General features: G+C 71.0%; 14 protein-coding genes. 9 read left to right on the forward strand and 5 right to left on the reverse strand.

Annotated elements, in window-relative coordinates:
• Positions 1-80 precede the first annotated feature (80 nt).
• Both WMF39_RS16790 and aroA read left to right on the forward strand, forming a co-directional pair.
• Positions 81-1496, forward strand: a complete 1416-nt coding sequence (locus tag WMF39_RS16790) for a glycosyl hydrolase family 8 (protein WP_437746497.1) — start codon at positions 81-83, stop codon at positions 1494-1496.
• Between the two features lie 107 nt (positions 1497-1603).
• On the forward strand, positions 1604-2902 hold the full coding sequence (gene aroA, locus WMF39_RS16795) for a 3-phosphoshikimate 1-carboxyvinyltransferase (protein ID WP_437746498.1): 1299 nt from the start codon (positions 1604-1606) through the stop codon (positions 2900-2902).
• A 27-nt stretch (positions 2903-2929) separates the two neighbouring features.
• Here aroA and WMF39_RS16800 read toward each other — a convergent pair whose 3' ends face one another.
• Entirely contained in the window at positions 2930-3301 is a 372-nt protein-coding gene (locus tag WMF39_RS16800; protein ID WP_437746499.1) for a RidA family protein, read from the reverse strand.
• Between the two features lie 97 nt (positions 3302-3398).
• Positions 3399-4046: an alpha/beta hydrolase gene (locus WMF39_RS16805; protein ID WP_437746500.1), complete on the reverse strand. Its 648-nt coding sequence runs from the start codon at positions 4044-4046 to the stop codon at positions 3399-3401.
• 482 nt (positions 4047-4528) lie between these two features.
• Here WMF39_RS16805 and WMF39_RS16810 point away from each other — a divergent pair, with 482 nt between their 5' ends.
• The 4 genes from WMF39_RS16810 to WMF39_RS16825 all read left to right on the forward strand — a co-directional run bounded on the left by WMF39_RS16810 (position 4529) and on the right by WMF39_RS16825 (position 10887).
• Positions 4529-6190, forward strand: a complete 1662-nt coding sequence (locus WMF39_RS16810; RefSeq protein WP_437746501.1) for an FAD-dependent oxidoreductase — start codon at positions 4529-4531, stop codon at positions 6188-6190.
• Positions 6187-6522, forward strand: a complete 336-nt coding sequence (locus tag WMF39_RS16815; protein WP_437746502.1) for a 4Fe-4S binding protein — start codon at positions 6187-6189, stop codon at positions 6520-6522. Before WMF39_RS16810 ends, WMF39_RS16815 begins: the two co-directional genes overlap by 4 nt.
• Positions 6523-6995: 473 nt before the next feature.
• Positions 6996-9023, forward strand: a complete 2028-nt coding sequence (locus WMF39_RS16820; RefSeq protein ID WP_437746503.1) for a rhamnogalacturonan lyase — start codon at positions 6996-6998, stop codon at positions 9021-9023.
• 268 nt (positions 9024-9291) lie between these two features.
• Positions 9292-10887 carry a hypothetical protein gene (locus tag WMF39_RS16825; protein WP_437746504.1) on the forward strand — a complete coding sequence of 532 codons (1596 nt, stop codon included), beginning with the start codon at positions 9292-9294 and terminating at the stop codon, positions 10885-10887.
• A gap of 397 nt (positions 10888-11284) precedes the next feature.
• Here WMF39_RS16825 and WMF39_RS16830 read toward each other — a convergent pair whose 3' ends face one another.
• Positions 11285-12457: a hypothetical protein gene (locus WMF39_RS16830; protein WP_437746505.1), complete on the reverse strand. Its 1173-nt coding sequence runs from the start codon at positions 12455-12457 to the stop codon at positions 11285-11287.
• Between the two features lie 647 nt (positions 12458-13104).
• Here WMF39_RS16830 and WMF39_RS16835 point away from each other — a divergent pair.
• From WMF39_RS16835 to WMF39_RS16845, 3 genes are all read left to right on the forward strand, one after another.
• Positions 13105-13920, forward strand: coding sequence for a class I SAM-dependent methyltransferase (locus WMF39_RS16835; protein WP_437746506.1), 816 nt, complete (start codon positions 13105-13107; stop codon positions 13918-13920).
• Between the two features lie 83 nt (positions 13921-14003).
• The gene (locus tag WMF39_RS16840; RefSeq protein WP_437746507.1) at positions 14004-14963 is read left to right on the forward strand and encodes a TauD/TfdA dioxygenase family protein; all 960 of its coding nucleotides are present in this window, start codon (positions 14004-14006) and stop codon (positions 14961-14963) included.
• A gap of 89 nt (positions 14964-15052) precedes the next feature.
• On the forward strand, positions 15053-15628 hold the full coding sequence (locus tag WMF39_RS16845) for a c-type cytochrome (RefSeq protein ID WP_437746508.1): 576 nt from the start codon (positions 15053-15055) through the stop codon (positions 15626-15628).
• A 57-nt stretch (positions 15629-15685) separates the two neighbouring features.
• Here WMF39_RS16845 and WMF39_RS16850 read toward each other — a convergent pair whose 3' ends face one another.
• The gene (locus WMF39_RS16850) at positions 15686-17905 is read right to left on the reverse strand and encodes a hypothetical protein (RefSeq protein WP_437746509.1); all 2220 of its coding nucleotides are present in this window, start codon (positions 17903-17905) and stop codon (positions 15686-15688) included.
• Entirely contained in the window at positions 17902-19707 is a 1806-nt protein-coding gene (locus WMF39_RS16855; RefSeq protein WP_437746510.1) for a hypothetical protein, read from the reverse strand. Before WMF39_RS16855 ends, WMF39_RS16850 begins: the two co-directional genes overlap by 4 nt.
• Between the last annotated feature and the right edge of the window lie 260 nt (positions 19708-19967).

A 19967-nucleotide genomic window follows, 5' to 3' on the forward strand; every position in this document is an offset into this window, starting at 1 on the left:
GTGTCATGCACGGCGAGGCGGCCTGAACGGTGCCCGATCCACGGGGATCACGCTGGGCTTCGTCACAGGAGGTCTATCTTATGAATCGGAATTCGCTGCGGTTTCTCTCGGTGGGTCTGCTCTTGGCGGCCGTCGCGTGCGGGGATGACGACGGTGGCTCCGGCGGTGCAGGGAGCGTGTCCTCGGGCACGGGCGGAGCAGGGGGGACCGGCGGCTCTGCCGATGGCGGAGGCGGGAGTGGGGGCGGGGGCGGCGACGGCGGGGGCGGCGCGTCGACGCCTGGCGGGAGCGGTGCTGTCGATACGGGGGAGTACCGCAACCTCTTCGTCGAGAACGGGCGCACGCAGGACGAGGTGAATGCCAAGATCGCGGCCGCCTGGGACCATCTCTTCAAGGGTGATCCGGCCGAAGAGGCCGTCTATTTCGCGCAAGAGGAGAACGACAACGGCCCGCTCGCGCAGATCCGCGACATCGCGAGCGAGGACGTGCGCTCGGAGGGCATGAGCTACGGCATGATGATCGCCGTCCAGACAGACCATCAGGCGGAGTTCAACGCGCTCTGGAACTGGGCGAAGACCTACATGTTCCACGCCGACGAGACGCACCCGGCGTACGGGTATTTCTCGTGGCAGATGAATTTCGACGGCACCCCGCTGGACGAGATGCCGGCGCCGGACGGCGAGGAGTACTTCGCGACGGCGCTCTATTTCGCGTCGGGGCGCTGGGGCAATGGTGAGGGCATCTACAATTACCGGGCGGAAGCGGATCGCTTGCTCGACCTGATGAAGAACCGACCGGAGATCACCGGGGAGTCCTTCGGGAACGGGGAGACGCGCACGACGACCGGGTCGACGCTCTTCAACACCGAGAACCACCAGATCCGCTTCACGCCGGACACGGGGAACTTCGAGACCAACGGGGACCACACCGATCCGTCGTATCACCTGCCGGCCTTCTACGAGATCTGGGCCAAGTACGGTCCGGAAGCGGACCGCGCCTTCTGGAGCGAGGCGGCCGAGGTGAGCCGCGGCTACTTCCACCTCGCGGCCCACCCGGAGACGGGGCTCACGCCCGATTACGCGAATTTCGACGGCACGCCCAAGGCGGCGTCGTGGAAGCCCGAGTCCGTGGACTTCCGCTTCGACGCGTGGCGCACCGCGATGAACTGGTCCGTCGACTGGGCGTGGTGGGCGAAGGATGAGCGCCAGCAGGAGCTCAGCGATCGCATCCAGGCGTTCTTCGAGGCGCAAGGAGCGGAGTACGGGAACCAGTTCTCTCTCGACGGCGAGGCGCTGAGCGCCGACCACTCCTCGGGGCTCGTCGCCATGAACGCGGCCGCCAGCCTGGCGGCCAAAGGCCCGCGGTCCGCCGATTTCGTCCAGGCGCTCTGGGACCTCGAGCCCCCGAGCGGGCAGTACCGCTACTACGACGGCATGCTGTACTTCATGGCGCTGCTGCACGTGGGCGGTCAGTTCCAGGCGTACGCGCCGCAGTGAGGCGCGGCGGCGCGGCGCCGCGCAGATTCGTGTGATCCGGGCTCCGTCGCGCGGCGCGATGAGCCCGTGGCGCACGAAGATGCGCCCCGCTATAGTCCGCCGCCCCCATGATCCCTGCCGGTCCACTGCCCATCACCCCGCTGTCCTCGCCGCCGGATCGGATCTGGCGGGTCCCTGGCTCGAAGAGCATCACGAACCGCGCGCTCGTGCTGGCTGCGCTCGCCGACGGTGAGAGCACGCTGGAGGGGGTGCTCCATAGCGACGACACGCGGCACATGCGATCCGCCCTGGAAGCGCTGGGGATCGGGATCGAGGACGCCGGGCCGCACACGCTGGTGGTGAAGGGAGGGCGGCGCCGGCTGCGCGCGCCGGGGCGCGAGCTGTTCATCGGGAACAGCGGCACCACGGTGCGGTTCCTCGCGGCGCTCGCGTGCCTCGTGCCGGGCGAGGTGGTGCTGGTCGGCGACGAGCACATGGCCAAGCGGCCGATCGCCGATCTGGTCGACGGCCTGAGGCAGCTCGGGGCGGACGTGGAGTGCGCGACCGGGTGCCCGCCGCTCCGGATCCGGGGCGGCCGGCTGAAGGGCGGCACGCTGACGATGCGCGGCGATCGCTCCAGCCAGTACTTCTCGGCGGTGATGATGGCAGGCCCCTTCGCCGACGCCGCCATCGACCTGCGCGTGGCCGGCGAGCTGGTAAGTCGCCCCTACGTCGAGATCACGCGGCGCATGGTCGCGGATTTCGGCGGTCGCATCGACGAGGCCGCGGGCGGGTTCACGGTCCATCCCGCCGCGGGGTACCGCCCGCGGGCGTACCCGATCGAGCCCGACGCGTCGTCCGCGAGCTATCCGTTCGCGCTCGCCGCGGCCGCGGGCGGCGCCATCACCGTGCCCGGACTTTCCGAGGGGGCGTTGCAGGGAGACTACCGGTTCGTCGAGCTCCTGGAGCAGGCAGGCGCGCGCGTGAGCCGGCAGGCCGATGCCACCACCGTGCGCAGCGACGGGCGCCTGCGCGGCATCGACGTCGACATGCACCACATCTCGGACACCGTGATGACGCTGGCCGCGATCGCTCCGCTCCTCGAGGGGCCGACGACGATCCGGAACGTGGCGAACATCCGGATCAAGGAGACGGACCGCCTCGCCGCCACGGTCGCGGAGCTCCGCCGCCTGGGCCAGGAGGTGACCCACGGCGACGACTGGCTCCGTATCGAGCCTCGGCCGCTGACGCCCGCGCTCGTGCGCAGCTACAGCGACCACCGCATGGCGATGAGCTTCGCGATCCTGGGGCTGTGCCGGCCGGGGATCACCATCGAGGATCCGGCCTGCGTCGCGAAGACGTACCCGACGTTCTGGGAGGACGTCGAGGGGTGCTCCCGCGCGGCAGGCGCGGCGCCCGCGGTGTGATCCCGGCCCGCGCCGCCGGACAGGCGCTCAAGAGAGGGCGAGCACTGCCTCCACCTCGATCGTCAGATCAGGGGAGAAGAGCCCGGCGACACGGACCAGAGAGCTCGCCGGCAGCGCGGCGCCATAGATTCGAAACAGGGTCTCTCTCAACGCCACGAGCTCGTCGAGGCTCGTGACGAAGATCGTCACCTTGGCTATCGCGTCCAGGCCGACCCCTTCGGCGCGCGCGATGCTCGCGATCTGGGAGAAGATCGCCTCTGCCTGCTCGGACACGCTGCCCTTCTGAGCGGGCGAGCCGAAGGCCGTCAGCCCTGAAAGGAACAGAAGGCCGTTGTGCTCGACGGCATGAACGTACGGACCCGCCGGATCACCCAGCGCAGGATAGTTCTTTCGCTCCACGGCTGCTCTCCTTGCCTGCCACGCCCCGCGGCGCCTCGGAGGGCGCGCGCTCGACGCTCTGCGCGAGATCCATAACACACGCGCGCCGGGCCCCCGGTCATAGGCGGGGCCGCGCGTTCTCGTCGAGCCAGTCGAGCGCCTCGTCCATCACCCGCTCGGCGTCCGGCAGCTCTCCGTGGTGCGCGCCGGGCATCTCCCGGTAGACCGCCGGTATCTTCGCGGCGAGGAGCCCGCTCGCGCCCTCCTTCATGCGGTACGTGGCGTCGAGCTCGCCGCTGATCATCACCGCTCCCCGGATGTCCCGGAGGCGCGCGGCCGAGGGCGTGGTGGGGGCGCCGAGCAGCACCAGCCGCGAGTACCGCTCCGGCCACCGCTCCGCGAGCCGCTCCGCGATATAGGCACCCTGCGAGTAACCGATGACCACGAGGTCCTCCGCCTCGCCGCCGCACACCGCCAGCGCGCTCCGGATGCGGCCGTCCTGCTCCTCGGCGTCGGGCGAGTACTTGCTGAACACCCCGCCGGCGCCGCAGGGCACGTTGCCCTGGAGCCCGAGCACACCGCCGTGCTCCCGCGCCGCCCTCGCGAAAGCTTGCACGTAGCCCAGCCCATGCCCGCACATGCCGTGAAGGAACACCATCCGCGGACACGCGCCGAGAGGCCCGGTGACGACGAACGCCGGCAGATCGCCAGGCACGGGCACCTCGGTGGCGACGAGCGGCGGCTCGGCGGGCTGCCGCTCGACCATGGCGGGCTGTGCCGGGCGCTCCTCCGCGAGCGCACGTTCCTCCTTGCCACACCCCGTCGCCAGCGCAGCGAGGCCGAGTCCGGATATAGCTATAGTGGAAACTTTCATAAGTCTGGCGTTGGGCCACGATCGGCTAACCGCAAGCGGTCCCGCGCCCGTACGGGTCTCCTCTCACCCGGCGAACACAGCGGTTTTGCTCTTTCTGGCGGCGCTCCTGGCGATGGGTTTCCGGCTGCAGTAGCCGCGGCCCAGGGGTCGAGGCGCGCGCGGGGCCGCGGAGGTGCGCCCGGAGGCGCGCGCGGGGCCCGCGGAGGTGCGCCCGGAGCAGCACCGGGGCAGCAGGCCCTGGTGCCTCGCCAGCAACGAGGGCACCGCCCGCCGGCTCGACGCAGGGAAACGGGCCATGGCATGTCGGCTGCAATCGCAGTGAAGTGAAGAGGGGCGGACAAGGCAGCTGGCCTGAACAAGGGAGCCTTCCCATCATGAGCGAGGAACTGGAGCCTGAGGGCGAGGTCGGACGCGTCCTCGACGGGAGCGACACGCTGGCGCTGGAGGCCGACGTCCTGGTGCTGGGCGGCGGGCCCGCCGGGACCTGGGCCGCGCTCGCCGCGGCGGCGAAGGGCGCGCGCGTCGTGCTCGCGGACAAGGGGTATTGCGGCAGCAGCGGCGCCACGGCGCCTTCGGGGGTCGGCGTGTGGTACGTGCCCCCGGTCCCCGAGATGCGCGAGGCGGCCAAGGCCAGCCGAGAGGGGCTGGGCGGCTTCCTGGCGGACCGCGGCTGGATGGACCGCGTGCTCGACAAGACGTGGGCCAGCGTGAACGACCTCGCGACCTGGGGTTATCCGTTTCCTGTCGACGACAGCGGGCAGCCCGTCCGCCGCAGCCTGCAAGGCCCCGAGTACATGCGCCTCATGCGCAAGCGGGTGAAGCTCGCGGGCGTCCGCATCCTCGATCACAGCCCCGCGATCGAGCTCCTCGTCGACGCGAGCGGCGTGGTCGCCGGGGCGGCCGGCATCTGCCGGCAGCTCGGGCACAGGTGGGTGGTGAGGGCCGGGGCCGTGGTCATCGCCACCGGCGGCTGCGCCTTCCTGAGCAAGGCGCTCGGCACCAACGTCCTCACCGGCGACGGAGGGCTGATGGCCGCCGAGGCGGGCGCCGACATGTCAGGGATGGAGTTCTCCAACGCCTACGCGATCGCCCCGGCCTTCGCGTCGGTCACCAAGACCCTCTTCTACAACTGGGCGACGTTCTATTACGAGGACGGGCGCGTCATCGAGGGGGCCGGCTCGCGGCGCGGCCGGTCCGTGATCGCGGAGACCCTCCTCACGCAGCCGGTCTACGCCCGGCTCGACAAGGCCGATGAGGCGCTCCAGGCGTGGATGCGCACGGCCCAGCCGAACTTCTTCCTTCCCTTCGATCGCGCCGGCATCGATCCCTTCCGGCAGCGGTTCCCCGTCACGCTGCGGCTCGAGGGCACCGTGCGCGGCACGGGCGGGATCCGCATCACCAGTCACGGCTGCGCCACATCGGCGCCGGGGCTCTACGCCGCCGGAGACGCCGCGACACGAGAGCTCATCTGCGGCGGATTCACGGGCGGCGGCAGCCACAACGCCGCGTGGGCCATCTCCTCGGGCCAGTGGGCCGGCGAGGGAGCAGCCCTGTTCGCGCGCAGCGTCGGCCCGCGCGCCGGGCGGCGGGTCGTCGAGGGGGCCGGCCGCGCCGCGCTCCCGGCGGCGGGCGGGACGAGGCCGCTCGACGCGGAGGGGGTGATCCGGTCGGTGCAAGACGAGGTGTTCCCGTACGACAAGAACCTCTTCCGCACCGCGCGGGGGCTCGCGGCCTCGCTCGACAGGCTCGATGGGCTGTGGCGGGAGGTGCGGCAGGCCTCGCCCGGGGCGGCGGTGCGCGGGGCCGTGCGGGCGCGGGAGAGCGCCGCGATGGTGGCCACCGCGCGCTGGATGTTCAACGCGGCGCGCGCGCGCACCGAGACGCGCGGCATGCACAAACACACGGACCATCCCGGGCTCGATCCGGCGCAGCAGCGGCGGCTGATCACCGGCGGTCTGGACCACGTGTGGGTGCGCCCCGAGTCCGCCGCGCCGGCGTCGATCGGCGCGGCCGCGGCGGAGGCGCAGGCGCCATGATCGAGCTCGTCAGCGATGCCCGGTGCATCGGGTGCGATCTCTGCGTCGAGGTCTGCCCTACCGACGTGTTCGAGCGCGTCCCGGGCGGCGCGCCGGTCATCGCCCGGCAGGGCGACTGCCAGACGTGCTTCATGTGCGAGGCCTACTGCCCGGTGGACGCGCTCTACGTGGCCCCGGAGGCGGAGCGGCCGGTCGCCGTGGACGAGGGACGGCTCGAGGCGTCCGGGCTGCTCGGGAGCTACCGGGCCGCGGTGGGGTGGGGCACCCGGCGCAAGCCGGGCGCCGCCGCCGACCAGACGTTCCGCGTCCTCACGGTCGCCCGGCAGGGCTAGAGCGGCGGTCACCCGCTTCGGATACGGGCCCACCTCGGCGTTTTCGGTGCTCAGCGCACCGGAGTGCGCTTGCGCGCCGAAAACGCCGATCTGGGCCCGTCTCCTGTGCGGGAGACCGCCGCTCTGCTGCCGCTGTGCTCTGGATGGTGCAGAGGTGGGCGGAAACCGCTGCAGAAGCGCCGCGCGCGCCTTCACGGCAGCAGCGCCATCCCCATCCCCGCCACGACAGGTCTCGCGACGAGCCGTTCGAGCGCGAGCTCCTGCTGCCCTGATGGGGCTCGGGCCAGTCGAGCCCGTTGTCCTAAGGTGCGGGGCGGTAAATTTTCAATGCCCGAGAAATCGTGCGTCCCATGCAATTCTTGTGACTGACTTCGTCCTGCTCTCACAACCTGGGTGAGAAACGAGGCCACCATTCCGCTCACGGCCGGGAGGCGAGGCGCCGACCGGACGATGAGGGGCCGCGCGAGGTATGCATGAGACGACCTATTTTCTTGATTTGCTTTTCGCTCGCCGCCGCTCACCTGGCATGCGGATCGAGCGGTGAACCCGGAACCGGCTCGGACGGCGCCGGCGGGGAGGGCGCCGGGACGGGCGGCGGCGCGACCGGCGCGGCGTCCAGCGGTAGCGGCAGCGGCGCGGGCACCAGCGCTGCGTCCGGCAGCGGCGGCGCTGCGACCAGCGCCGCGACCGGCAGCGGCGGCTCGGGCGGCGGCGCGGGCGCCGGCGGGCCGACGGGGTTCGCGCAGATGGAAGACCTCGACCGCGGTGTCGTGGCCGTGCCCACGGACGGCGGCACGTACGTGGGCTTTCGCCTGTTCGGCTACGACCCCGACGACATCGCGTTCAACGTCTACCGCGACGGCGCCAAGGTCAACGCCGCGCCGCTCGCGGACTCCACGAACCTCGTGGACCGCGACGGCTCTCCGAGCTCGGTCTACACCGTGCGCGCCGTCATCGGCGGCGTCGAGCAAGGCGAGTCGGAGTCCGCGCCCGTGTGGAAGGATGGAACCCTGTCCATCCCGACGACACCGCCGCCCGCAGGGGACGGCTACACGTACTCGAGCGGCGATGGCAGCGTGGGAGACGTGGACGGCGACGGGCGTTACGAGATCATCCTCAAGTGGGATCCGTCGAACCTCCAGGACAACTCGAAGGCCGGCCGCACCGGCAAGACCTACCTCGACGCTTACTCGCTCGACGGCAAACGGCTCTGGCGCATCGATCTCGGCGTGAACATCCGGGCCGGAGCGCACTACTCGCCGTTCCTCGTGTACGATCTCGACGGCGACGGAAAGGCGGAGGTGGCCGTCAAGACGGCGCCGGGGACGCGCGATGGGAGGGGCGAGTACCTGAGCAAGGGGCCCGCGGCCGGCGATGACGATTCCAAGGATTACCGCAACAACGACGGCTATATCCTCACCGGCCCGGAGTACCTCACCGTGTTCGCCGGCGACACCGGCGCAGAGCTCGCAACGACCGAGTTCAAGGTCGGGCGCGGCGACCCGTGCAGCTGGGGCAACAACGAGTGCTACGGCAACCGCGTCGACCGCTTCGTCGGCACCATCGCGTTCCTCGACGACACGGGGCGCCCGAGCGTTGTATTCGGGCGCGGCTATTACGCGCGCACGACGCTCTCGGCCTGGAACTACCGCGACGGCGCGCTCTCGAGCCTCTGGACGTTCGACTCCAGCTCTAGCCGCGCCAACGAGGCGTTCGGCGGCAAGGGCTGCCACTCCATCAGCGTCGCGAACGTGGACGACGACCCGCAGCAGGAGATCATCAACGGGGGCGCCACGTTCGACAACGACGGCACGGGCCTCTGCGCGGTGGACTACTACGCTCACGGCGACGCGCTGCACGTCACGGATCACATCCCGTCGCGCCCTGGTCTCGAGGTGTTCCAGCCGTACGAGGGCAGCGAGTCGCCCGCCTACGCCATGCGCGACGCCCGCACGTGCGAGGTCGTCTGGAAGGGGCCAGGCAACGGCGGCGAGGAGGGCCCTGGCCGGGGCGTGGCGGCGGATGTCGATCCGCGCAGCCCTGGCAGCGAGGCGTGGGTCAACAACAGCGAGCTGCTGCGCGGCTCGGACGGCGATGGCGTCGGGAGCCGCCCTGCGTCGAGCAACTTCCTCATCTGGTGGGACGCGGACCCGAGCCGGGAGCTCCTCGACGGCAACGGCATCCGCCAGGCCGACGGCCAAGGGGGGAACTTCACGGCCGCCGGGTGTGCCTCGAACAACGGCACGAAGAGCTCGCCGACGCTCAGCGCCGATATCCTGGGCGACTGGCGTGAAGAGGTGATCTTCCGCTGCGGCGATTCCATCCGCATCTTCACCACGAACCAGGTCGCGACGAACCGGATCTACACCTTGATGCACGATCCGCAGTACCGCGTTGCCATCTCGTGGCAAAACGGCGCCTACAACCAGCCGCCTCACCCGAGCTTCCATATCGGGGAGGGGATGGCTGCGGCGCCGAAGCCGGATATCCACGTCCGCTGAGACACCGGCGCTAGCGAGTCGCCTCGCTCGACTCGACATCTGAAGCCGATGGCCTGGCCACCGAGTCACCACGCGTCGAATCGGCCGCCCTCACTGCACAGCCTGCCTGTGAGCGTTCACAAGGTTTATAAATACACGAGTACAGTACATTCGTTAACACCGTTGACGAAGTTCGCGTGGCGCTGGTAGAGTGGTGTTACCTGCCCGAGGTGAGGCGGGTTGCGCCTGACGGACTGAGCCTAACGGCCTGAGAGCCTGAGAGAGCGACATGCGATATATCGACCTGCACCAGGGTTCTGCAACCGACCTCCGTACATCCCGGCGGGGCCTGGCCACGCTCGCCGCGCTGGCCGCGTTGTTGCTCAGCGCGTGCGCCGGTGACGATGGCAACTCGTTGAGCGGCGCGTCGGAGGGCGGCGCGGGAGGACCCGACGCGACGGGCGGGACGGGCGGCGCGGGCTCGCAATCGAGCGTGAACTCAGGCGCGGGCACGGGCGCGGGCACGGGCACCGGTGCGGGCTCGCAGGCGAGCACGGGCGCGGATTCGGGCTCGGGCGCGGGCACAGGAGGTGCCGGTGTCGGCGGCGGTCCGGACGACCATCCTGCGTACGACCACTGCGTGAGCGGGTACATGCCCCACCCGAGCGACTCGGATCCCAACATGAAGGACGGCCCGGCGGAGTTCTTTCCGCCCGGCAACAACAGTCCGGACATCGTCGACACGACGGTGCAGCCCCAGGTCCTGGACTGGATGTATGAAAACAGGTGGCAGGACGCTCACGTCGAGTGGCACGCGATCCGCGCCTGCAACTTCGGGGGCGCCGGGAGCAAGGTGGGCATCTGCAAGTTCAAGCAGCTGGTCCCGCAGGATCAGAACTGTCAGAGCGCCGGCGACGGCTATCAGTTCCTTGTGTTCCACCGCCACATGATCCAGGCGCTGCAGCAGCTCTGGCCCAATCATAAAGAGCAGTTCACGGGCTTCACCAAGTTCCCAACCAAGGCGGAAGATGTGCCGTCTCAGTGGCGCTCCGCGTGGAAGAACTGGGACGCGGCCGCCCTCGAAGCCGGGAAAATCGGCGATGAGATCGACAAGCCCGAGAACCTCGCGAGGTTCAAGGACGAAGGCGAGCTCGGCTTCTGGCTTCAGTGCAACGTGGGGCAGAAGCTGGCGGGGGCGACCAACATGCCGTGGGTGGGTCTCCACTTCGTGCTGCACGCCAAGTGGGCGCGGCCGGGCAACACGACGCACGGTGTGAACAACACCAACGCGAACATCGACAACTACATGTTCTGGAAGCTCCACGGCTGGATCGACAACGTGTGGGAGAAGTACCGGCGCGCCAAGGGGATGTTGCCGACCGATCAGAAGCTGAAGGACGATCTCGTCGCGCAGTGCCGCGAGATGGATACCGAGATCAAGATCATCAAGGAGAACCTGGACCCTGAGGATGTCAGGGATCCCAATGCGCCTTTGCCGGTGGAGTCAGGGGTTTTCCACGAGAAGGTGCGGCCCATCTTCGAGAGCGCGACGAACCTGTGCAGCGGCTGCCACGCCGAGTCGGGCCCCAACGCGGGGCTGTCGCTCGGTGGCCGCCTCAGCTCCAAGGAGATCGTCGACGGTCTGGTCAACGTCGCCTCCCGCGGCGGTGGCCAGTTCAAGCTCGTCGTCCCGGGCGACCCCGACCACAGCTGGCTCTACCTCAAGGCCGCCGGCAAGGCGGAAGCCGCGGGTTGCCAGCAGTCCTCCACGGCGCAGTGCATCTCGGGCGTGATGCCGCCCAGCACGGGGGGGCCGACGGTCAGCCCGGCGCAGCTCGAGATCTTGCGTAAATGGATCGCGGACGGCGCCCCGGGACCGACCTGATCCTGGCGAACGCTTGAGGTCGGCGGGAATCCGAGCTGCCGGCCTCACGACATTCGGGGCTCGGGGGGCGCCATCAGCGCCCTCCGCCACGCACCCTCAGGCGTCAGAAGTGCCCAGGGCGCTCCGCCTCCCTCCTGGCATCCCGCACATCGTTCCCGTTGCTCGCCCCGTGGCATAGGCGTTAACCACGCTTCGCGCCGCGTTCTCCTACATCCTAACGTTTACGTTTACGTTCACGTAAACGTTCACGCCGGTGACCGAGGGTGGAGGGGGGCAGGCTTCGTGCCCTGAGCGTGACCGAACGAGCTTGGTTAACGCCGATGAGGCGCGCTCCACGGGGCCGGGCAGCTCGGAACTACCTTGCACGCAACCGGAGACTGACCTGGGCGAGGCCGTACTAGGGTCCCGGCGGCGGGTAGGTTTCCTTCATCTCCTGGATCCAGCGCGAGACCACCTCCACGCCCGTCTCGTCGACCTTGTGCGTCCCGATGCGCGGCATCTGCCCTTCGAAGCCGCGGAGCACCTGGCGGGCGACAAGCAAGCTGCGCGACGGGTCCCCCGGCCGGATGTCGTACCAGTTGGCCGGGTCGGGGTTCGTGAGGCCCTCGTACTTCGCGTTTTCCGCGGGGCGCTTGTTGATGGCCGTCCGGGCGGCGTCCGTGGCCATCACATCGCCGAGCTCGCTCGCCTCGAGCCGCAGGTACAGGCCGGTATCGTGGGCCGCCGCATCGGGCAGGTCGTTGTGACAGCTCACGCCGCAGTTGGCGTGTAGGTAGCCGAGCGCCTGGCGCTCCACCTCGTTGCCAGGAATCGTGAGGGCGAGATGGCTCGCGTCCGCGATCACGCCGAGCTCGACCAGCGTCTCGGCCGAGATCCCCTGGGCGCCAGAGCCGAGCATCAGCGCGTCCCAGCCGAGGACGTAATCGACGCGTCCGACGTGGCACTCCTTGCACTGATCGCGGTTCGGCACCGTGTGGCCAGTGCCGTAGAGATCGGTCACGCCGAAGTCGTTCTGCATCTGGATCGCCTGCTTCTCGTCCTCGGACCACACATAGCTCGTGTAGACCCAGCCGGCGGCCGTCTTGCGCAGGAGGCGAGTCTCCGCGAGGCGCTGCGCGCCGCCCGCGCCCGTCACGCTGAACTCCTTCCAGAACTGCGTCCCCTCGGGGTAGATGAACGCGTCCGGATTGCTCGTGTCCACCTGCTGCCCTTTCGGAATCGACACGAAGCGCCGCTTCTCGGCGCCGTCGCTCCAGAGCTCCACGGCAGGCTTGTACTCGAGCACACCGCACGCGAGCTCGCGCTGGTCGAAGTTCCCGTAGAGCCCCGTACAGCGCAGGTCCACCGGCAGCACGCCGTCGAGCGGCGCAGCGCAGTCCACGTCGGTGGGCATCGCGAACTCCGCGCAGCTCGCGCCCCCGGCGCCACCTGCGCCGCTCGTTTGCGCGCCCGATCCGCCGCTGCCCACCGTGGCGCCCGACCCCCCTTCGCCCTCGGGCTGCGCCTGCCCGCCGCCCGAGCTGCATCCCGCCGCGAGCAGCAGCGCGCCGACGAGTGAACCGTTCCTCACGACATGAAAAAGCATGCGCGCAGTCTGCCACAGGAGAGGAGCGCTTGGGAGCGTGGAGTCACGCCTTCGCCATGCCGCATCGCGCATCGCCCCCGCGCCGCGCGCTTCATCCGGTCACCGGTCGTCTGCGTTCACAGGGATGTGAACGTCGATCAATCGACGATCGGCCGGACAGAAGCGGTGGAGGCGACAGAGCCCGATGAGGGCAGGGCGCCCTCTGAAAGAGGTGAACCTATCGAATGGTCCACTCTTGCTGTACACCGCGCGTCCAGCGCCGGATCGTTCACGGCTTGGACACCCGGCATGGCCTGTCCGCCGCGCTCCTGCGCCGCTCTGGCGCCATGCTCGCGCGGTCGCGGCGGGCGCGGTGCGGCCTCGGCAGCAGGCGCTGCTGACCGCGTGCTCGTGACGCAGCACCTGGCGCGCGAAGTCCGGCCGAAACGCGTGGAAATGCCTGGCACGGCGCGTGCGACGCCGACGCCGACGCCGACGCCGACGCCGACGCCGACGACGACGACGACGCGCGTCGGAGCAGCGACCCGGCACGGAGGGCGCGGCGGCGCGCCGCCCGGGCCCGCGGCGGCGCGCCGCCCGGGCCGTCACCCCGCCGAGCGCGCCCGAGAACAACCTTTTCACGGAGCCGTCGCATGAGTGGTCTCAGTCTCGTCTTCGATACGCCCCAGCTCGCGCAGGACTACGAGGTCCGCAGCGCCGATCGGCAGTTCCGCCATGGAAAGCGGCTGATCGCCGAGCTCGGCGTCCGCCCCGGCGATCACGTGCTCGACGTCGGCAGCGGCACCGGGCTGCTCGCAGAGCACGTGGCCGGCCTCGTCGGGCCGACCGGGAAGGTGCTCGGGATCGACCCGCTGCCGCTGCGCGTGGAGATCGCCCAGCAGAAGGCGAAGGCGAACCTCTCCTTCCAGGTCGGCAACGCCTACGCGCTCGACGGGCTCCCCTCCGGCAGCTTCGATGTCGTGTACCTCAACGCCGTCTTCCACTGGCTCCCCGAGAAGACCGAGCCGCTGCGGCAGATCCACCGCCTGCTCAAGCCGGGGGGCCGGATCGGGCTCACCACGGGCGCGAAGGATCACCCGAACCGCCTGCAGGCCATCAAGCGGGAGGTGCTCTCGCGCGAGCCCTACGCGCGTTATCCGGAGTCCCGGGATGGGACGCCCCACTGGGTCACCGCCGTGGAGCTCGCCGGGCTGCTCGGGGGCGCCGGCTTCACCGTGCAGAAGATCGAGGCCCAGGAGAACGTGCACCATCAGCCGGACGGGCGCGCCGCCATCGCCTTCTCGCAGGCAAGCTCGTTCGGCAACTTCCTCGGCCACCTGCCCGAGTCGCTGCGCAGCCAGGCCATCGAGGACATCCAGCGCGAGCTCGAGGCCTTCCGGACGCCCGAGGGCATCCGGCTCGAGGGGAAGCGGCTCTTCGCCATCGCACACAAACCGGCGTCGCACTGAGCTGACAGGTCGATGGCCGACCACCGCACCGCGACGCCATCCCAGCACCCTTTTCGCTTTCTCTGCCACGAGGAGAACTCCGCATGAGCGCTACACAGAACCAGAGCAATAGTGTCCTCGAGATCGTCCCCGTCGCTGGCCGGATCGGCGCGGAGGTGCGCGGCGTGCGCCTCAGCGGCGATCTCGACGCCGCCACCGTGAGCGAGATCCGGAAAGCCTGGCTGCGATACAAGGTCATCTTCTTCAGGGGCCAGCACCACCTCGACGACGGCTCGCAGGAGGCGCTCACCACGCTGTTCGGCGCCAAGCCCGTCGCGCACCCGACGGTGCCCGTGGTCAATGGCACCGAAACCATCCATGAGCTCGACTCGCGGGAGGGCGGGCGCGCGAACTCCTGGCACACCGACGTCACGTTCGTGGACGCCTACCCGAGGGCCTCGATCCTCCGGGCGCTCGTGATCCCGGCGTACGGTGGCGACACCGTCTGGGCCAACACGGTCGCCGCGTACCAGGATCTGCCGCCCGCGCTGCGCGCGCTCGCGGACACGCTGTGGGCGGTCCACAGCAACGAGTACGACTACCAGGCGCGGAAGCCGAGCTCGTCGGCGGACGACGTGCGGCGCTATCAGGAGGTGTTCACGTCGACCGTGTACGAGACCGAGCACCCCGTCGTGCGCGTCCACCCGGAGACCGGGGAGCGGTCGCTCGTGCTCGGCCACTTCGTCAAGCGGCTGCTCGGCGTCTCGTCCCACGACTCGACGCACCTCTTCCAGGTGCTCCAGGAGCACGTCACGCGCCTCGAGAACACCGTCCGGTGGCGCTGGGCCGCGGGCGACGTGGCGGTCTGGGACAACCGCGCCACGCAGCACTACGCGATCAACGACTACGGCGATCAGGTCCGCGTGGTGCGCCGCGTGACGGTGGACGGGGACGCGCCCGTCAGCATCGATGGCCGGCGCAGCGTCACCCGCAAGAAGGCGCCGCGCGCCGCCGCCGCGAGGAGCGAGAGCGCCGCGGTCGCCGTGGCCGCGGCGACCGCGTAGTCGCGTCGAGCCGAGGCGCGTCCGCGGGCGTCAGGGGATCCTTGACGGCCGCGGACGTGTGCGCTTCACCTGCGGCGGAGGAGCACCCCGTGGGTCCAACAAGCAAGCGCGACGACGCTCGAGACGGAGCGCAGAGCACGGCGCACGTCGTGGTGATCATGCTGATCGTGGCCTTCGGCGTGCTCGCGCTGCCGTGGATGGTCCTCCGGAAGCTGGACGCCCGGACGCCGACGGGCGGCGTGGCGGCCTCCGGCGTCCCGGACGAGGACCTCGCCCAGGGCGGCAAGATCTATTATCGCTCGTGCGCCAACTGTCACCAGGCCAGGGGGGAGGGGAAGCCGGGCCGCTATCCGCCCCTCACCGGCTCCTCATGGCTGCTCGAGGACAAGGAGACGCCGATCCGGATCACGCTGCTCGGCGCCGCCGGCCCGATGGAGGTGAACGGCGCGCTCTACAACGACGTGATGCCGAACCTCGGCGTCACGCTGTCGGACGAGGACGTCGCGCTGGTGCTCACCTACGTCCGGTCGAGCTGGGGGAACAGCGCGCCCGCCATCACGCGGGACGAGGTCGCGAAGGTGCGCGCCTCGCTGGGAGACCGGATGGAGCCGTGGGCCGGCGGCGCGGCGCTGTCGGCGGCGCGGGGGACGCGCGTCCTGCCCTGAGGCGCACAGGCGAGCGGGGCTGGCTGCCGCGGCGGCGCTTCCAGGCGAGAGGGGCGGTCACTCCCGCACGGGCTCCTGCAGATCCACCCCGAAGTGCTCGCGGTAGCCCCGCCGCGCGGCCTCGCGCAGCTCGTCGTCGCCGCGGCTGACCTGCTCCTCGAAGGCCTGCGCGTACGTGTCTGGGTCGACCTCCCGCGCGCCGAAGCGCAGCTTCTTCCCGGAGAGCGTCTCGAGGACGAGCGTGGCCACCCGGCGCTCGGCGCCGCCGCGGGCCACGACGCCGAAGGGGAACAGGTGCACGAGCGTGAGCTGCGGCGGCGCGTCGCCGGCCGTCATCTCGGCGATGTACGCGGAGAGCTCGCGGCTCACGCGGTCCTGCGCCTCGTCGGAGAAGCCGGCGAGCAGCTCGGTCACCGCGGGCGAGAGGGGCAGGTGAGGGCCGTCGATCTGGTGCTGGAGCTCGTGCCGCTCGGTGCCGGCGAGCACGGCCCGCTCGAGCGTGGAGCCCAGGCGCTCGCGCAGCTTCGCCAGCGCGGCGTCGCAGCGCGCGAGGGCGCCGGCGTGAGCGCCGTCCGCCGCCGCGTGGCACGTCGCGCCCTCCTGATCGAACCGCTCGGCATAGGACCGGACCTCGGAGCCGAGGACGAGCGCGAAGGGATCCTGGTCGCGCGAGAAGCCGAGGTGGACACGGCGCTCGCCCGTCATCGGCTCCACGAGGAGCGTCGCGAAGCGGTCGTCGCCGACGCGGTAGGCGTGGACCTCCCTGACCCGGTAAGGCGTGGTGTAGAAGCGCCGCGTGGCGCCGTCGGCCGAGACACTGAGATTGACGGCCGCGTCGAGGTAGTACCCGAGCCCGGCGCGTCGCGCTGCGTCGTTGGCCTCGGCGACGAGCCGGCCGAACGCGCGGCCGGAGAGCTCGAGATCGTCCACCTGAGCGGCCAGCGTCGCGAGCGCCGCGGCGACGTCCTCGCCGTCGGGCTGCGCCCTGGCGACCGCGAGCATCTCGCGGCTGCGCGCCCTGGTCAGCACCTGCGCCTCCGCGCCCGTGCCCTGCGCGCGTCCGCTGCGCGCGTGCGCGTCGCGGGCGATGCGCGCGCGCTCCCAGCTCGGCAAGAGCTCGCCGTACACCCGGTCCCATTCGGCCGTGGGCGCGCCGAGCCTCCAGTCGACGCCCTTCGGCGCGGGGCGGCCGAGCACGAGCAGCGCGCCCAGCAGCGCGGCGACCGAGGCCGCGGCCGCGCCTGCCGCCACGATCGGCCGGGCGCCGCCCGCGCTGGCCCCGATGCCTGGCTCCAGCTCGGCTTCGGGCACCATCACGCCGAGCGCGAGCACCTCGATCGCGGAGGCGAGCGCCGCCACGACCGCGGCGAGCAGGAGCGCGAAGAAGGCGACGGTGCCCGCCTCGACGCCCCAGCCGCCCGAGAGGAACGCGCGGTACACGAAGAGCAGCATGAGGCCGGGCATGGCCCACACGGCCGCGATCGCGAGGCCCGGGTGCTCGCGCCGGGGCACGCTGCGCGCGTACGCGAGGCCCAGCAGGGCGATCGCGAGCGGGCCGAGCACGAAGAGCAGGACCATGCCGTAGCCGAGCTGGAAGCGGGCGTCGGGCAGCGTCGCGACGAGCACGGCCGCGCGCGCGATCGTCTGCGCGGGGATCTCGCCGCGGGACGGCCAGAAGTAGAAGACGAGCGCCGCGGCGAGCGACGCGATGAGCAGCGCGCTGCCGCCCCTGCGCGTCCGCGCGTGGAAGCGCAGCACCACGCCCGCCGCGGTGAACGCGAAGACCGCGAGGAACGGGGCCGGCCGCGTCACCAGGCTGTCCGGCAGCGGCAGCATGTCCCACGCCGAGCTCCGGCGGCCGATCCACACGGCGACGTTCACGGCCACGAACGCGGCGAGCACGGCGATGGCGCGCGACGTCGGCCGCTCGACGAGCAGGCCCGCGCGCCGCGCGGTGCGCGCGCCGAGGAAGAGCAGCCACAGGCCCGCGATCGCGGGCGCGAGCGCGGCGACCTGGGCGGCGGGCGCGAGCTCGGGGAGCACGCTCCACACGAAGATCCCGTGGCCGTAGGCGACCTCGTACGGCACCAGCGCCGACAGCGCGAGCGCGAGGCCGCTCCACAGGCAGCGCGCGCGGAGGCGCTCGGCCGACATGCGGTAGAACATCGCGGTCGCGGCGCTCTCCTCGCCGGGAGGAGCGGCGGCGTCCGGCGGCGGGGCGCCGGCGTTCTGCGGGGCGCAGGCGCCGTGCTGCGGAGGGAGGCGGGGCGCGCTCACGGCTCGACCGCCGCGCTCGCGATGCGCGAGATCGACCGCTTCTGCGGGAAAACCGGGTCGCGGTACCGCACCTCGAACAGCACGCGCTTCCCATCGGCGGAGAACCGCGGCACCCGCTCCGTCGCGGAGCCCACCGTCAGCTTCTTGATCTCGCCCGTGGAGAGCGCCAGCACCGCGATGTCCGTACCGCCCGCGCCCCGCGTCTCGAACGCGACGCGCGCGGCGTCGGGCGAGAACGCGGGCCACGAAGCCCCGCCCGGGGCCGCGTACACCTTCCGGCGCCACGTCGCCGTGTCGATGACCGCGATCCCCGGCTCGTCGCCGTCGACGACGCACACGATCTTCGTCCCGTCGCTCGACGCCGCCGGGTTGCGCAGATCCTCCCCGGGCTTCGCGCGGAACGGGCGCTCGATCGACAGCGGCTGCTTGCCCACGTCGACCACCGCGAGGTGCGGCGCGTCGCCCTCCGACGCGTCGGGCACGTAGACGAACGCGAGCCTCGTCTCGTCGAGCCACGCGAACCCGCCGAGCGACTCATTCTCGGTGTGGAGGCCGAACACCTCCTTGCCGCCGTCGGTGTCGAGCACCATCAGATCGGCCTGCGCGCCCGCCTCCGGGCGATCGTAGACCGCCACGAACCTGCCGCCGGGGGCGAGCTTCGGGTCGACGAAGCGGTGCTCCGGATCGACGCGCACGCGCTTGCTCTGCCCGGATCGGTCGACGACCGTGATCGTCTTCGCCCAGCCGAAGAAGTCCTCCACCAGCGCGACCCGGTCGCCGTCGCGCTGCGACGACGGATACGAGTACACGTGATACCCCCTCCACATCGGCTTGACCGCGCCGGGATCCGTCGTGGGGACGGCCGGCCGATCGAGCGGCCGCCACTCGAGCGTCTCCAGCGCTTCGCTGCGGGCGAGGTCCCTGGACCTCACCGAGTGGAACACCGAGACATCGGCCGTCTTGACGAAATAGCCGCCCTCGGCCGTGCCCACGAGCAGGTCCTCCGCCGCCTGGGGCGACAGGAAGGTCACGCGCCCCTGCTCCTCGGCCTCGATCTCCTTCGCGCGGGCGGCGTACGCGCCGGCGGCCCGGTCGAGGTTCGCGGCGCGGTCCTTCACGAACCTGCGCGCCGACGCCAGCCGCTCCAGCAGCTTGATGTCCGAACCCTCCGTGATCTCGCGCACCGAGGGGTGGTCCATGAGCTGCGCGATCACCGCGTCGAGCGCCTGAGAGGCCATGGAGTTCGCGAGCAGCGCCATCGCGCGGTCCTTCTTCGTCGCCCCGGAGTAGCCGCGGATCCGCCCCTCGGTCGATGTGCCCTTGTCGAGGAACGTGAGCGTCACCGGCGCGTCGACCCGGAGCTCGAAGTAACCCTCCTTGATGGGGTGCTCCACGATCTCGGGCGCGAGGCGCGCCTCGATGATGAAGCCGGCGCCGAGCGCCTTCGCGGCCTCCTTCGGGTCCTTCGCGCTCTCGAGCGCCTTCATCACCTTCGGGTCGCCGCCCTTCACGGGATCGAACCCGAGCTCCGCGAGGTGCTCGCCGAGCTCGTCGGCCAGCCTCGCCGCGGGCTGCGACCCTTCCCACCAGTACCCGTCGAGATCGATCGCCACGAGGATGCGCAGCGGATCGGTCGCCGTCATCGAGCGGAAGGCGAGGAGGCCCGCCGCCGCGATCACGAGGCCGAGCACCGCGAAGACCGGCCAGAGCCTGCGCTTCGGCACGAGCGCCTCGAGCGACTCCGGCGGTTCGGCCTCGGGGGCGGGGGGCTGCGCGTCGGTCGGGGTTCGAGGCTCCTCCATGGAAAGGGACGTGCCCTATCCGCGAGAGGGCGTAAAGCTGCGTGAGCGTGGCGTGCGCGAAGGGAGCTGGCCAGGTTGCCCGGGAGTCCGCGGCTCTCCCCGCCAGTCTGGCGACGATGCATGAACAGGAGTGGAGGGGCCGGCCTCAGGAGGGGCCCCGCCTTCGGGCCCGCCACCCCCATGACTGCCCGACCATACTCTGCCGGCGCGGGAGCTCGAAGTTGGCCTGAATTCGGTGGAGGCATGCGTCGTGCACGCGC

The organism is Sorangium sp. So ce1504, from assembly GCF_051521635.1.
Lineage (GTDB): Bacteria > Myxococcota_A > Polyangia > Polyangiales > Polyangiaceae > Sorangium > Sorangium cellulosum_B.

What these genes read in the sequence shown, in the direction of transcription:
- WMF39_RS16835 (WP_437746506.1), top strand. Translation starts at nt 13,105, where the DNA reads ATGAGTGGTCTCAGTCTCGTCTTCGATACGCCCCAGCTCGCGCAGGAC.
- WMF39_RS16815 (WP_437746502.1), top strand. Translation starts at nt 6,187, where the DNA reads ATGATCGAGCTCGTCAGCGATGCCCGGTGCATCGGGTGCGATCTCTGC.
- WMF39_RS16855 (WP_437746510.1), bottom strand. Translation starts at nt 19,707, where the DNA reads ATGGAGGAGCCTCGAACCCCGACCGACGCGCAGCCCCCCGCCCCCGAG.
- WMF39_RS16825 (WP_437746504.1), top strand. Translation starts at nt 9,292, where the DNA reads ATGCGATATATCGACCTGCACCAGGGTTCTGCAACCGACCTCCGTACA.
- WMF39_RS16820 (WP_437746503.1), top strand. Translation starts at nt 6,996, where the DNA reads ATGAGACGACCTATTTTCTTGATTTGCTTTTCGCTCGCCGCCGCTCAC.
- WMF39_RS16805 (WP_437746500.1), bottom strand. Translation starts at nt 4,046, where the DNA reads ATGGTCGAGCGGCAGCCCGCCGAGCCGCCGCTCGTCGCCACCGAGGTG.
- WMF39_RS16810 (WP_437746501.1), top strand. Translation starts at nt 4,529, where the DNA reads ATGAGCGAGGAACTGGAGCCTGAGGGCGAGGTCGGACGCGTCCTCGAC.
- aroA (WP_437746498.1), top strand. Translation starts at nt 1,604, where the DNA reads ATGATCCCTGCCGGTCCACTGCCCATCACCCCGCTGTCCTCGCCGCCG.
- WMF39_RS16840 (WP_437746507.1), top strand. Translation starts at nt 14,004, where the DNA reads ATGAGCGCTACACAGAACCAGAGCAATAGTGTCCTCGAGATCGTCCCC.
- WMF39_RS16790 (WP_437746497.1), top strand. Translation starts at nt 81, where the DNA reads ATGAATCGGAATTCGCTGCGGTTTCTCTCGGTGGGTCTGCTCTTGGCG.